General features: G+C 36.4%; 10 protein-coding genes. 8 read left to right on the top strand and 2 right to left on the bottom strand.

Features of this window, described 5'->3' with window-relative positions:
- Positions 1-2 precede the first annotated feature (2 nt).
- Positions 3-1,433 (top strand): rubredoxin, encoded by a 1,431-nt coding sequence (locus tag FNW21_RS05965; RefSeq protein ID WP_144255828.1) that lies wholly within the window; start codon positions 3-5, stop codon positions 1,431-1,433.
- Between the two features lie 274 nt (positions 1,434-1,707).
- Here the strand turns inward: FNW21_RS05965 and cobA are convergent, their stop codons facing one another.
- A complete protein-coding gene (gene cobA / locus FNW21_RS05960; RefSeq protein WP_144255827.1) occupies positions 1,708-2,484 on the bottom strand; it encodes a uroporphyrinogen-III C-methyltransferase in 777 nt (258 codons plus the stop codon).
- A gap of 442 nt (positions 2,485-2,926) precedes the next feature.
- On the opposite strand from cobA, the gene FNW21_RS05955 reads away from it, so the two are divergent.
- The 6 genes from FNW21_RS05955 (at position 2,927) to FNW21_RS05930 (ending at position 10,893) form a co-directional block, all read left to right on the top strand.
- On the top strand, positions 2,927-5,914 hold the full coding sequence (locus tag FNW21_RS05955; RefSeq protein WP_144255826.1) for a SusC/RagA family TonB-linked outer membrane protein: 2,988 nt from the start codon (positions 2,927-2,929) through the stop codon (positions 5,912-5,914).
- Between the two features lie 11 nt (positions 5,915-5,925).
- Positions 5,926-7,293 carry a RagB/SusD family nutrient uptake outer membrane protein gene (locus tag FNW21_RS05950; RefSeq protein WP_144255825.1) on the top strand — a complete coding sequence of 456 codons (1,368 nt, stop codon included), beginning with the start codon at positions 5,926-5,928 and terminating at the stop codon, positions 7,291-7,293.
- Positions 7,294-7,955: 662 nt separating this feature from the next.
- Entirely contained in the window at positions 7,956-8,510 is a 555-nt protein-coding gene (locus tag FNW21_RS05945) for an RNA polymerase sigma factor (protein ID WP_144255824.1), read from the top strand.
- The gene (locus tag FNW21_RS05940) at positions 8,507-9,046 is read left to right on the top strand and encodes an anti-sigma factor (protein ID WP_144255823.1); all 540 of its coding nucleotides are present in this window, start codon (positions 8,507-8,509) and stop codon (positions 9,044-9,046) included. The genes FNW21_RS05945 and FNW21_RS05940 overlap by 4 nt, the downstream gene beginning before the upstream one ends.
- Complete coding sequence (locus tag FNW21_RS05935; RefSeq protein ID WP_144255822.1) at positions 9,030-10,091, top strand: hypothetical protein; 1,062 nt, start codon at positions 9,030-9,032, stop codon at positions 10,089-10,091. Before FNW21_RS05940 ends, FNW21_RS05935 begins: the two co-directional genes overlap by 17 nt.
- 67 nt (positions 10,092-10,158) lie before the next feature.
- A complete protein-coding gene (locus FNW21_RS05930) occupies positions 10,159-10,893 on the top strand; it encodes a head GIN domain-containing protein (RefSeq protein WP_144255821.1) in 735 nt (244 codons plus the stop codon).
- Positions 10,894-11,022: 129 nt separating this feature from the next.
- On the opposite strand, the gene hutH is transcribed toward FNW21_RS05930, so the two are convergent.
- Positions 11,023-12,525 carry a histidine ammonia-lyase gene (gene hutH, locus FNW21_RS05925; RefSeq protein WP_144255820.1) on the bottom strand — a complete coding sequence of 501 codons (1,503 nt, stop codon included), beginning with the start codon at positions 12,523-12,525 and terminating at the stop codon, positions 11,023-11,025.
- A gap of 648 nt (positions 12,526-13,173) precedes the next feature.
- Here hutH and thrA point away from each other — a divergent pair.
- Complete coding sequence (gene thrA, locus FNW21_RS05920) at positions 13,174-15,621, top strand: bifunctional aspartate kinase/homoserine dehydrogenase I (protein ID WP_144255819.1); 2,448 nt, start codon at positions 13,174-13,176, stop codon at positions 15,619-15,621.
- The last annotated feature ends 17 nt before the right edge of the window (positions 15,622-15,638 follow it).

Below are 15,638 nucleotides of genomic sequence, written 5' to 3'. Positions count from 1 at the left end.
AAATGGATTTAACACGATTAATAGTCAAAGGTGGCGTACTATCGCCAGGTGAATTACGAGAAATTGTAAACATGGGACTGGAACAAGGTCAAAAATCAATTTCGTTTGGTTCCCGCCAAGACATCATCTTTTCTAAAGGTTTTAGACCTGTAAAAAAAGACAAGATGGGCAAGCATCATTTTGTTTATCCTGACGAAAAAAGCGGCAACAATATCGTTTCATCGTATGTATCGACTGATATTTTTAGAAATACGCCTTGGCTTACCGGAAATAAATTCCTGTATGTATTGGAACAATTTAAAGAGCAACCCAAACTAAAAGTCAATATTACTGATCCAAAACAACAACTCGTTCCTTTGTTTACAGGTCACATTAACTTTATCGCTTCGCATCACGAGGACTATTGGTTTGTGTACATTAGACTCCCAAAATGGGATAAAATGGAGCTTTATCCTGTGCTAGTATACAGTTGGGACGTGGCCAAAGTCTATTATGAAATAGAAAAAACCTTAATTGAAGAACCCCAATCTGCCGAGATGATTTTTCAATTGGTTAGCGAAAAATTAGACACCAACAACCGTACTATTGATAAATCCTTAAGCATTCCGTTTTACCCTTTCCCGTATTATGAGGGAATGAATAAGTTGGGAATTGATCAATATTGGTTGGGATTGTACTGGCGAAATAACTTGTATGATTTGGACTTTTTGAAAGAAATGTGTGAGCTGTGTTTTGATTGCAAAATTGGTAAAATATGCATCACACCTTGGAAATCGTTCATTGTAAAAGGAATTCCAAAAGAACGAAAACTTGATTGGGAGAAATTTTTGGGCAAAAAAGGAATTAATGTACGCCACTCACTTTTGGAACTCAATTGGCACTTACCCGTTGCCATGGAATGGGCATTAAACCTAAAAACATTTTTAGTTCGAACACTTGATCAATTTGATATTAGTACTTACGGACTCACTTTTGGGCTATCCGAATACAACCGTGAAGGACATTATTTCACCTCGATTGTAGTCGAAAAAAATGAATCGCCCAAAGAACTTGAATCCATAAAAATACGAGATACATACAATATTTTGTATGCTAAAAACTTTGATCCCAATACCAAAGAATACATTGTTCACGCACAAGATGTAGACAAATTAGAACTTCCAACCATCTTGATTGAGTTGAGTAGAAAATATTTTGAAGAACTGGGTAATTCGGTTTTAGAAATCAATACCGTAAGTGCCAAGAAAGAAAAAACAATTCAAGAAATGCACCAATGCCAAGAGTGCATGACCATTTACAACCCAGAATATGGAGATCCTTCCCAAGGAATCGAAAAAGGTGTTTTGTTCAATGATCTCCCCGAAGGGTATTGTTGCTCGCTATGTGAAGCACCCAAAAGCAATTTTGTACTACTCGAAAAAGTACTAGCATAAACTAAAAAACGGATTAGAAATAGGCATCTCTAATCCGTTTTTTTTTATTTTTATTTCCCAAAAAAAATCTGCATTTAAGTAACATTCATCGTTTGATGACGTGTTTTAAAAATTAGACAACATGGAGTAATAGATTGATTTTGAACTATTATAGTGCTTATTTTGACTTTACGAAATTAAAACTTTCGACTTACTAATATCCTTTGAATTAAGCCAAAGATTGCTAATACAGCTAAATTAGCTTTGGTAATAGCAACAAATAATAGTTCGTAATTTACAATGACGATTCCGGCATTGACAAGGCCTCGCTGGTAAAAGAAGCTAGTTTAGAGGCATTATTTACCACTTCGCCAATAATTATAATAGCAGGTGATGACAATTGATGAGTCGCTACCAATGCAGCGATGGAACTTATGTTGCCAATTACTTTTTTCTCATTGCTTTTTGTCCCGTTTTGAATAATGGCAACAGGCAAATCATCGGTACGGTTTTTTTGATAAATTGCCACAATTTCGTCCAGCTTATTCATCCCCATCAAGAGCACAACTGTGGCCGATGATTGGGAAGCCAAGGCAACATCTTTAGACAATTTATGATCCGATGTGGTACCAGTAATCACCCAGAAACTCTCGGCAATACCGCGTTGTGTCAAGCTAATACCACTCATAGCGGGAACCCCCATTACAGAGGAAATACCGGGAACAATAAAGGATGGTATGCCGTGCTTTTCGGCAAAAGCGATTTCTTCACTTCCGCGACCAAAAATAAATGGATCGCCACCTTTAAGCCGAACTACATGCCCTGAACGGACTGCCATAGTAACGATTAATTCATTAATTTGATCTTGACTGTAAGCATGGCAACCAAAGCGTTTTCCAACAAAAATAATTTCAGCTTGAGGCGCATAGGCTAATAAAGCTTCGTTTACAAGCGCATCATACAAGACAACAGCTGCACTTTCAAGGGATTTTATTGCTTTTAAAGTAATAAGTTCTATATCGCCAGGGCCAGCTCCAACTATAGTTAACAAAGGATTAGAATGCTTTTTCATGTGTAACAAATTTATTTTTCAAATATACTTATTTTAATTAAGTACAAATACTTATTTTTTGGTTTTTAACACTTTAACATACAATAGCTAAATAGTATTAAAACCTGATTTAAAACACATTAAAAGAATAAAGCCAACTTCTTTTTCTAAAACCAAATAAAAAAGGCGTTGGTAAATTCAATAGGAACACTATTAGCATTTTAAATACAAAAACAGGGCAAATTTAACCTAAAAAAAGTCAAATACTCTTTAATACGCAACTAAAAAGAAAAAATACAAATGCCTTAAATGACCGCTTTTAATTACCAATAATTAATAATTAGGCATTAAAAAGTACATTATTAACAAAAACTTAAATTATTGTTATTTTTTATGATAATAATTTTTATTTGTTAACATTTTATTATGATATTTGAAGCAACTAATCTTAAATAATCCAAAAATGAAAATTAATTTTAAGCATTTTTTGGGTCTCGTATTTGCCTTATTTGTGCAAATTGCGGTAGCTCAAGAAATAACGGTAACGGGTAAAGTTACCGATCAAGGAGGAATTCCTATTCCAGGTGCCAACATTATTGCCAAAGGAACCAAAGAAAGTACCCAAACGGACTTTGATGGTAATTTTAAAATCAAAGTAGCTCCAAAACAAACTTTGGTTATCAGTTTTATTGGCATGAACACTGTAGAAGTTCCAGCAAGTGTTACGATGACTATTCAATTAAAAGATGCTTCGAATCAACTAGAAGCCGTTGTTGTAGTAGGATACGGAACCCAAAGCAAGAAAAAATTAACAGATAACATTGCACGGGTTACTGCCAAAGACATTCAGCAAATTCCTGTTTCCTCTGTTCAAAATGCCTTGGTAGGGAAACTAGCTGGGGTTCAAATTACACAAACGAATGGAAAAGTCGAAGGCGGCATTAGCATTCGTGTGCGTGGTGCTGCAAGTATAAGTGCGGGTAAAGAACCTTTATATGTATTGGACGGAATTCCTTTGATTACTTCAAATGAGTCTAGTAATGGCGCACCAACAAATCCATTATTGACCTTGAGTACCAATGAGATTGAGTCGATTGATGTATTGAAAGATGCCTCGTCTGCAGCTATTTATGGTGCTCGTGGTGCAAATGGTGTTGTAATTATTACCACCAAGAAAGGGAAAGAAGGGAAAGGAACGTTCTCTATCAACCTATCACAAGGGGTAAGTCAAGCTACTCACAAACGAAAATGGTTAAATGCAAAGCAATATGTAGCACTTTTTACCGAAGCTTCTATCAACGGAACTGGCGATGCAGCCGAAGCCGAAGGTATTTTTGATTTCTTGGCACAAGGAACGGACTGGAGAAAAGGGGAAATAGATTCGGATTGGCAAGACACCGCTTTTCAAGATGGTTTTAATACCGATGCTGATTTTGCAGTTTCTGGAGGCGATGCCAATACTAAATATTTCTTTGCAGGTGCTTACAACAATACCACAGGTATCATCAACAGTAATGCTTTAGAACGAGTAACAGCAAGAACCAATGTTTCTCATAAAGTTTCTGATCGTTTTAATGTAGGCATGAATTTGAGTTTTTCTAGATCTCAAATAGACCGTGTTCAGGATGATAACTCCTTTACCACACCATTACAAGCTGTGGCGCAATCCCCACTATCCCCTATTCGTTTAGCAGATGGAACAGCAAACCCAAACACCTTGTATGCGAACTATTTATTGGCAATTGACAATTCGTTTTGGAAAACATTAGTGCGTAGAATTACGGGTAAAGTCTATGGCGAATTAAAAATAATTCCTTCTTTAAAAGTAAATTCTGATTTTGCTTACGATTTAATGTCGCAAACAGAGGACAATTGGAACGGTAGAAACACGCCTTTTCAATCCACAGATGGTGATGTATTTGCTAGCTCGGTAAATATCGAAAACTATATTTACAGTAACTATTTAAGTTTTGATAAAACATTTGGCGAAAAGCACACCATTAATGCAGTAGCTGGTATGGAGTTCAACAAATACAACCGCAGGTATCAAGAGGTTACTAGTATTTATTTTCCAAATGACGGATTTCATACTATTGATGGTGGTGCCGAGGTAAATGGCGGTGCAGGTAACGAAACCGATTATACGTTTGTTTCGCAATTTGGTCGATTGAATTATTCCTATGATAACAAATACATCTTCAAAGCAAGTATTCGTAGAGATGGTTCTTCCCGTTTTGGTAAAAACAACAGGTTTGGTACTTTTCCAGCATTTTCTGCAGGATGGATTGTATCCGAAGAAGGATTCTTGAAAGACAATAAAATCGTTTCGTTCTTGAAATTTAAAGGAAGTTGGGGTAAATTAGGAAATGCGGAACTAGGAAACTTTGCTTCGCGCCAATTGTACAAACCAAACTCTTATAATTTAAAAACAGGTCTTTCCTTTGACCAAGCAGGCAACCCAAATTTAACTTGGGAAAAATCAACTCAAATTGATTATGGTCTTGAAGTTGGCTTTTTTGACAGGATAAACATTGAAGCCGATTATTACAAGAAAAATACAGACGGCTTGTTGTTTGAAGTGCCATTGGCCTTAAGCTCGGGTGCAACCACAATCAATAAAAACATTGGAAAAATAGAAAGTAGCGGTTTTGAATTTACACTAAATACGACAAATATTGCTACCGAAAACTTCAAATGGAATACGAGTTTTAACATTACAACCAATAATACCGAAGTAGTATCCTTACCAAATAACAATTCGGACATCATTACTACTTTCACAATCAATAGAGTTGGCGAAAATGTTTCCTCATTCTATTTACAAGAATATGCAGGTGTTAACCCAATCAACGGCGATGCTTTGTATTATAAAAACAGTAAAAAAGCTGACGGAACAATTGATAGATCAACAACCAATGATTATAGCGAAGCCGAAAGAGTCATTGCTGGAAATCCTTTCCCTACTTTAATGACAGGATTAACCAACACCGTAAGTTACAAAGGAATAGATTTATCGTTTACTTTTCAAGGAGAATGGGGAGCAAGCATTTATAACTCGGCTGGAATTTACCAATCGGTAGCAGCCGATTATTTTGATAATCAAACCGCAGATCAGTTAAATCGTTGGCAAAAACCTGGTGATATTACTAATGTTCCTCAAGCACGATTGTATGGAGGTAACGGAACTAGTGCCTCAACGAGATTTCTAGACAAAGCTGATTTTGTACGTTTACGCAACCTAACAATAGGATACACCTTGCCAAGCAAAGCGGTAAAAGATTTAGGCATGACCAGTGTGCGCATTTACGGTACGGGAGTAAACTTGCTAACGTTTACAAACTATACCGGTTACGATCCAGAAGCTAGAAGAGATGATACCGGAATTGGAGAAGAGTTTTATTCTGCTCCACCAGCCCGAACTATTGCTTTAGGAGTAAATATTAATTTTTAAAAAGTAAAAAAATGAAATCAAATAAATTAATTTTATTCACGATTCTAGCAGTTTTTTTTGCAAGTTGTGATAACCAATTAGAGATAGATCCTAAACAAAGAGAGGATGCAACCATCACTTTAAGCACCGAAGAAGGAGTATCGAATGTACTAACGGGCGCCTATGCCATTGCTGCCGATGGTGACATTTATGGTGGTCGTATTCTAGTTGCTGGCGATTTAATGGGACAAACAGGAAGCACCAGCACCACGGATTTAAGGTGGAGAGGTACCTTTGCTGATTTTAGACAAATGTATAATAAATCCCTAGTGGTAAGCAACGGAATTGTGCAACAAATCTGGGCTACCAATTACGAAATGATCAATGCATGTAACACGGTTATCGAAAACATTAGTAAAGTTGCCGATTCCGAAAAACAAAAAACCATGATTGCCGAGGCAACTTTCTTGAAATCATTGGCCTATTTTGATTTGGTTCGCTTTTTTGCAAAACCATACGAAGCGGGCAAAGCCAATACCCAACTTGGTGTGGTAATTAGACCAAAGGCAATCTCGGATTTCAATTCGGATTTAGCACTTGAAAGAAGCACTGTTGACGAAGTATATGCAGTAGTTATAGCAGGTTTAAACAAAGCCTATACAGATTTGCCTGCGGACAATGGTTTTTATGCTAATAAATATGCGGCCAAAGCATTGCTAGCCAGAGTTTATCTACAACAAAGCAATTATACAGCGGCGAGAGATGCTGCTAATGATGTGATTGAAAACAGTGGAACAGCATTATCACCTAAATATGCCGATGCTTTTAACCACGATTCCAATCAAATTGAAGATATTTTTGTAATCCAAATCACAAAACAAACGGGAGACAATCAAGCCAATAATCATTATGCTTCAGAGGATAATGGAGGTCGTGGTGGTGATATCGAAATTAGAACAACGTATCTCAATAAATTTTCGGATCCTAATGATGACAGACGCAACTTTAACTACATCAACCCCGATAATGATAGAAGATTGTCGTCTAAATTCAAAAGTGAATTTGGAGATGTAGGCATCATTCGTCTTGGCGAAATGTACCTCATTAGATCCGAAGCGAACTTTCAAGCAGGAACAGCCATTGGAGCCACACCACTCGAAGATATAAACACCTTGAGAACCCGCGCCAATGCTGCTAATTTCGAATCCGTTACCTTGGCTCAAATTTTACGAGAACGAGAATTGGAATTGGGTATGGAAGGATTTAGAATCCACGATATCAAAAGAACCAAAGGATCAGTAACCGCTACTTTACCTTGGGATTCTGACCGATTGGTATTCCCAATACCTTTAAGAGAAACGGATACAAACTCAAAAATTAGTCAAAACGAAGGCTATTAATCCAAATAAAAAAAACACTTTTTCATAAAACCATCCTTTAAACGGGATGGTTTTTTTTGTTTACCAAAAAATCATGTAGTAAACGCAATATACTAAGTAAGTCGAAAGTTTAAAAGTCCTAAAGTCAAAAGAAGCAATATTGTCAATAATAGTTCAAGATCAATCTATTACTTCATTTTGTCTAATTTTTAAAACACGACATAATACGTTAATTGTTAATTATATACCAAAAATTTTGCGAACTTTGCGGTAAAATCAACACAACACTTTGCGAACTTTGCAGTAAAATCCAACACAACACTTTGCGAACTTTGCGGTAAAATCCAAAACAAACCTTTGCGAACTTTGCGGTAAAACCCAAAACAAAACTTTGCGCCTTTGCGGTAAAATCCAAAACAAAACTTTGCGCCTTTGCGGTAAAATCAACACAACACTTTGCGAACTTTGCGGTAAAACCCAAAACAAAACTTTGCGCCTTTGTGGTAAAACCCAAAACAAACCTTTGCGCCTTTGCGGTAAAATCAACACAACACTTTTACCCTAAAAATCCTCCTATATTTATTCCCTCAAACCCATTAAAAAACAAAAATGGTTGCCTATTTTTACTAAAGTGTAACAAACCAAAACAAACCCAGTCTTTACTATAAATCACAACAAACTGTTTGAGTGTCACCAATCAAAATATAGAAGAATTAATTGCAAGCTGCAAGCAAAAAAATCAGAAAGCACAATTTGAAGTCTACAACCGCTATTGCAAAGCAATGTACAACGTAGCCTACCGGATTGTGAAAGACGAACATTTTGCCGAAGATGTTATACAAGAAGGATTTCTGAAAGCATTTATAAAAATTGAAGATTACAGGAATGAAGTCGCCTTTGGTGCTTGGTTGAAACGAATAATTGTGAACACCAGCATTGATTTTTACAAAAAAAACAATAAAATACAACAGGAAGATTTTGAAAAAACCCTTTACAAAATAGAAACTCCAGAAACTAACTTTGTGGACGAAATTGATTTTACCCAATTGAAAGTAAAACAAATTCTGGATGCCATTCAATCCTTAAAAAACAATTACAGCACCGTTTTGACCTTGTTTTTTATAGAAGGCTACGACCAAGAAGAAATTAGCGAAATTCTAAATATAAGCTACTCAAATTGCAGGACGACTTTGAGCAGAGCAAAAGACAGTTTACGAAAAAAATTACAAGAGCTATGAAAGATGAAAATGAAAAATTAGAAATACTATTCAAAAAATACGATACCCAATGGGACATTCAAGAAATGGAAAACAACCATGAAAACCGATTTTTGAATAAGCTTAACGCCAAAAAGAAATTCAACCAGAAATACCTTGTTTCACTAGCAATTGCAGCATCGATAGTGCTATTTGTAGGGATTTCTATGTTTTATAATTCGGCAGTGAAACCAAATGATCTAAAATTTGCTTCGAAAGAAACCAAACAAACCGATTCGATTTTTTCGGTTTTGATTGCCAAAGAACTAGACAAAATAAAAGAAAAAAAATCGCCCGAAAACGAAAAGATAATAGGCGATGCACTCAAACAAATGAAAACCCTAGACGCTGATTACACCAAAATTTTGCAAGAATTAGAAACCAATGGCGAAAGCAAACAGCTAATTTATGCCATGATTAGCAACTTACAAACCCGAATTTCTTTTTTGCAAAACGTATTGCAACGCATAGAAGATAATGAAAAACTAACACTGATTTCCGATGAAAAAACAATGTAACCTACTGCTATTATTGCTTTTAATTCCGCTTTCTAGTTTTTCAACTGCTACTGATTATACCTTTGTCAAACAAAAAAACATTCAAAAAGCATACTTTGTAAATCCTGATGCAGGACTCACCATTGACAATTCCTATGGAACGATTTTAGTCTCCACTTGGGATGAGGACAAGATCGAATTTAACATTCAAATCAAGGTAAGTGGCGACAAAGAAAACTGGGTAAACCAGCGGATTGACGATATTACGGTAGACATTAACGCCCTAAAAGGTTGGGTAAGTGCCAAAACGATTATCGAAAATTCAAACACAAAGAACAACGGAAAAAACAACAGTTTCGAGATCAATTATAGCGTAAAAATCCCTAAAAACGGCAGCGTAAAACTCCTTAATAAATACGGAAATATCAGTACAAGTGACTTGTTTGGGAGTACCGATATTACTTGCAAATACGGAAAAATTACCCTTGGAAAATTGTACAATTCTAGAAATGCGATTCAAATGGAGTATTGCTCTGCCTCGAGTATTGCCTATATGAAATACGGCAACGTACTTTCGCGCTATTCCGGACTCACCATTGACGAAGTCGATAAACTAGATTTAGTCTCGGATTATACGGATGTGGTCATTGCCAACAGTGGCGATGTCAAGATAATCAGTAAATATGGCGCTATTAAACTCGCCACGGTAAACTCCCTTGACGCAACAGGAAATTACCTCTCCATAAAGATTGGTACGGTAATGAACCAACTCAAATTGGTTACTAGATACAGCGATGTAGCCATTGGTGCCATTCAATCAAGGGCGAATGATGTGACCATTGTATCCGGATATTCAGGCCTGAATATTGGTTTTCAAAGCAATTATGCCTTTGATTTTGATGTGAGTGTGCGCTATGCTGATTTTAAATACGATTCGGATTTAGAAATCAGTTCCAAAGCCGAAACCAATAATTCCAAAAAATACAATGGCTTTTACAAGAAAAAAGGTGTGAACAAAATGACAATTGTTTCGGATTATGGCAATGTCGTACTGCGCAAAAATTAATTTCAATTTCAAAAATCAATTTCAATTTCAAAAATCAAGAATAGTACTAATTTAAAATTTTAAAAAGATGAAAAAATCAATGTTGTTTTTAGTTTGTTGCGCACTTTCAGCAACCACTTTTGCCCAAGCGCAATGGGGTTCAAAAGATAAAATAAAAGGAAATGGTCAAAATACCACCGAAACAAGAACGACCGCATCCTATGATGAAATTGCGATTGTAGGTTTTTTTGACGTGGATTTGGTCGCAGGAACCGAGGGCAAAATTACCCTAGAAGGCGAATCGAATTTGTTGCCACTCATAAAAATTGAAGTCGATGGAAACACCCTAAAAATCTACACTGATAAAAACAGTAGTTTCCATTCCAGCGGTCGAAACTCCATAAGAATTACGGTTCCTTTTGAAACATTGAATAAAATTTCGCTTACAGGTTCTGGCGATGTAAGTAGCAAAAACACGATTAAAACGAGCCGTTTTGTTGTACAACTTTCTGGTTCAGGCGATATGGATTTAGACCTCGATGCCACCGAAACCGAACTCTCCTTGAGCGGTTCTGGCGATGTCGTTCTAAAAGGAAATACGGATAACTTGACCACAGCTGTAAGCGGTTCAGGCGATATTAACGCCTCAAATTGCAAAGCCAAAAATGTGAATTTGTCTATTTCTGGTTCTGGTGACTGCACCGTTTTTTGTACCGATAACTTAAAAGCAAGAGTTTCTGGATCAGGTGATATTCAATACAAGGGAGATCCAAAAACAAAAGACACAAAAGTCAGTGGTTCTGGTACCATTTCAAAAGGATAATACAAGGTTATTTATTTTTAGTTACCCATGTTCACATAAAAAAAACCACTCTTGCGAAGTGGTTTTTTTATGCAAATTTCTATATCTAATACAACTTAAAAGCCTGCTAAAACAACGCATGCCTCTAAATTATAAATCGCTTTCTATTTGAAAACTGCTCATGAAAAGAATCGTTTTTTCGATGTCATAATGCAAGATTCGATCTTCTTTTACCAAAGGTACCTCCTCTCGGTAGGATTTTAGAAACAACTCAATAAAATCGCTCGACTGCAACGGACGTCTATACTCAATAGCTTGCGAAGCATTCATCAATTCAATGGCCAAAATTCGTTCCACATTTTCCATGACTTTCAAGGCTTTTGTAGCACCATTTGCACCCATACTCACATGATCTTCCTGACCATTGCTCGACACAATACTATCAATGCTGGAGGGTGTTGCCAATTGTTTGTTTTGACTGGCAATACTCGCAGCGGTATATTGCGGAATCATCAAACCCGAATTAAGGCCCGGATTATCGACTAAAAAAGCAGGAAGATTACGTAATCCCGATATTAATTGATAGGTTCTACGCTCGGAAATACTGCCCATTTCGGATAAGGCAATTGCTAAAAAGTCTAATGCCAACGCCAACGGTTGCCCATGAAAATTGCCGCCAGAAATAATTTGGTCACTTTCGATAAAAATATTTGGATTGTCCGTAACCGAGTTGATTTCGATTTTGAATACTTTTTTTACATACTCAACGGCATCTTTAGAAGCACCATGAACTTGAGGAATGCAGCGGAACGAGTACGGATCTTGAACGTGCGTTTTGGGTTGCTCGATGATTTCGCTTCCTTCCAGAAAACCTTTCACGCGATTTGCCGTTACTATTTGCCCTTTGTGGGGACGTATATAATGAATCAATTCATGAAAGGGTTCAATCCGACCATCAAAACCTTCTAATGAAATAGCCCCTATTAAGTCCGCCAAGTACATGAATTTTGAGGCTCTCATCATAATATGAGCTCCATAAGCACTCATGAACTGCGTTCCATTTAATAATGCCAAACCTTCCTTGGATTGCAAAACGATGGGTTGCCAGTCAAAGCGTTTTAATATTTCGCTAGAATGCACTTTTTTACCCTCAAAAAAAACTTCGCCTTCCCCCAATAACGGTAGCGATAAATGGGCTAATGGTGCCAAATCACCGGATGCGCCTAGCGAACCTTGTGTGTAAACAATAGGCAAAATATCATTGTTATAAAAGGCAACAAGCCGCTCTACCGTTTGCAATTGTATGCCGGAATGTCCGTAGCTTAAGGACTGTATTTTGAGCAACAACATGAGTTTTACAACTGCATTTGGGACTTCGTCACCCGTTCCACAAGAGTGTGATTTTACTAAATTTTCTTGTAATTTAGACAAATTCTCATTCGAAATTTTGACATTACACAACGACCCAAAACCGGTATTGATTCCGTAAATGGGTTCCGAGTTCGATGCCATTTTTTTGTCCAAAAAATCCCTACACTTTTGGATATTTACTTTGGCTTCTTCGGATAGGGCTATGGTTTTATTATAGGTAATTATTTCTTGTACAGTTTCTAAAGTAAGCAATTGCGTGCTTATGTAATGTGTAGTATCCATTTTAAGAATCGTTTAGGCGTCAAAATTCAATAAATCAATATTAAAAAACAACTTATTTTAGCAATACTTTAAAGTTTTGAATAAAAACCCCAAAAACAGTACCATTCATGCAAAAAAACAAGGCTTTTTTAGCTAAAAAAAAAAGACTATTTTAGAACGCCTTTATTGGGGACAAACCCATCGAAATTGAATTTCATAAACTGCCAAATACTAAATAATGATCCAATTAAATCGTTAAAAACCAATTTTAAAAAACAAAGACGAGTAGTTACCGCATCACTTTTTAATTCAAAAATAAGAATACTATCAAAAAAATCGGGTATCAAGAAATAAACAACCAATAAAAACCTATTTTTATCCAAATAATTAAAATATTCGCAAAAAAAGAAATACCGATTTTATTTTTTATAAAAAAATGTATTTTTGAAAAATCAAAATGGTAAAATATAGCAACACATATCATCCTCTTACAATGACAACTCTAAACAGAGTTGACGGTGTGCTTATTTTTACTACTACAACCACTACAACTACCCTTTAGGGGTATACACTTTTACATATAATCCAATTTATTCCAGCCTCTTTTTATAAAGAAAGAAGGTTCTTGGGGGCATAAAAGCATTGCATTTTAAAATAAAAAACAACAAAATGAAAGTATTAAAATTTGGTGGAACATCAGTAGCCAATGCCGAAAATATAAAATTAGTTCTTGATATCGTTATCCAGAAAGCAGCACAAGACCAAGTAATCGTTGTGGTTTCGGCCTTAAGCAAAGTAACCGATTTGTTGCAAGTTGCCGCCTCAAAAGCAGCATCTAGCGATGAAACCTACAAAGATATTGTTCTAGAAATTGAGAAAAAACACCTCGATACCTTAAAACAATTAATTCCTGTAAGCGAACAAAGCGGTTTATTAAGTCATGTAAAACGCATTATCAATCACCTCGAAACGCTTTTGGATGGTTGCTATTTATTAGGCGAATTGTCCCCCAGAACTGCGGATACTATTTTGAGTTTTGGCGAATTATTATCGTCCTTCATTATTGGCGAAGCTTTTAAACAAAAAGTACAAAACAGCAGCTATAAAGACAGCCGTGAACTCATAAAAACCAATAACAATTTCGGGAAAGCGGTTGTTAATTTTGACCTTACCAATGATTTAATTGCAACTTATTTTTCAACAAATAACGCCTCAATAGTTGTTATGCCTGGTTTTATTGCCATGTCTCAAGACGGAATTAGTACTACTTTAGGTCGTGGCGGATCAGATTATACCGCTGCTATACTCGCTGGTGCAGTAAACGCAACGGAATTAGAAATTTGGACGGATGTAAACGGGATGTATACTGCCAATCCAAAATTAGTCAAACAAGCCCAGCCTATTGCAACTATTTCCTACCAAGAAGCAATGGAGTTATCGCATTTTGGTGCCAAAGTCTTGTACCCGCCTACAATTCAGCCCGTTTTGAGAAAAAATATTCCAATTTTAATCAAAAACACTTTTGAACCAGCTGCTGCAGGGACTTTTATTTCCAATCAAGTGACCTCCAATGCGAATCCTGTAAAAGGAATTAGCCATATCGATAACATTACTTTAATTACTCTCGAAGGCCCAGGAATGATTGGTGTTTCTGGTTCGTCAAAACGACTTTTCGAAGTATTGTCAATTGGTACTATCAATGTTATTTTTATCACACAAGCCTCATCAGAGCATTCAATTTGTATTGGAATTTTAAACGCTGATGCCGAAGCGGCGGAAATTGCCATCAATAAAGCTTTTGCAGTTGAGATTTCGCAAAACAAAATTGACCCGTGTATTGTCGAAAAAAACCTTTGCATCATTGCTCTAGTGGGCGAAAATATGAAAAATCACCAAGGTTTAAGCGGACGAATGTTTAGCACTTTGGGTAAGAATAATGTAAATATTCGTGCTATTGCTCAAGGTGCATCGGAGCGAAATATCTCGGCGGTTATCAATGTGAGAGATGTCAAGAAAGCACTCAATACACTACACGAAAACTTCTTTGAAGAGAACACAAAACAACTCAACTTATTTGTAATGGGTGTGGGAAATGTGGGCGAGAAATTCATCGAGCAAATTCACCAACAGAAAAAATTTTTAAAAGAGAACTTAAAAATAAACGTACGGGTTATTGCTATATCCAATTCTAGAAAAATGTATTTTGATGAGGATGGAATCGCTTTAAAAGAGTGGCAGTTTGCCCTTGAAACGGGAGAAGTTGCTAATCAAGACGAATTCATAACCCGAGTAAAAGCACTCAATTTACGCAACAGTATTTTTGTAGATATTACCGCAAACGAAGGTGTTTCTAGAACCTATGAGCAGTATTTAAAACAAAACATAGCCGTGGTTACCTGCAACAAAATCGCTTGTTCCTCTAACTATGACAATTACAAAAACCTAAAAAACTTATCTAGACAATACAATGCACCTTTCCTATTTGAAACCAATGTGGGAGCAGGATTGCCTATTATTGATACCGTAAAAAACTTAATTGCTTCTGGCGATAAAGTACACAAAATACAAGCGGTTTTATCTGGAAGTTTGAACTTTATTTTCAATAATTTTGACGAAAATAATTCGTTTCATGATGTGGTGAAAGAAGCGGGAGTACAAGGATTTACCGAGCCCGATCCAAAGATTGATTTGAGCGGCATAGATGTAGCTAGAAAAATCCTAATTCTAATACGAGAAAGTGGGTATCACATGGAAATTGACGCCATTGCCAACGAATCCTTTATGCCAGCCGAATGTTTGGCTACAACTTCAAACGAAGCCTTTTTTGAATCTTTAACTAAAAATGCGGCACATTTTGAAGCCATTTACAAAGAAGCTTTGGCAAGTAATTCTCGTTTGAAATACGTTGCCCAATTCGAAAAGGGCATAGCCAATGTTGGGTTGCGATTTATTCCAAAAGAGCATCCGTTTTACAACCTAGAAGGAAAAGACAATATCGTTTTGTTCTTCACGGATCGATATGTAGAGCAACCGTTAATGATTAAAGGGGCTGGGGCTGGTGCAGCAGTTACCGCATCAGGAATTTTTGCCGATGTGATTCGAATTGGAAATATATAATGATGCGTATCGTAGCG

It is taken from the genome of Flavobacterium restrictum (assembly GCF_007097245.1).
Classification (GTDB): Bacteria; Bacteroidota; Bacteroidia; order Flavobacteriales; family Flavobacteriaceae; genus Flavobacterium; species Flavobacterium restrictum.
Note: the sequence above shows the minus strand (reverse complement) of the source record. Positions and strands in the feature narration are given on the sequence as shown.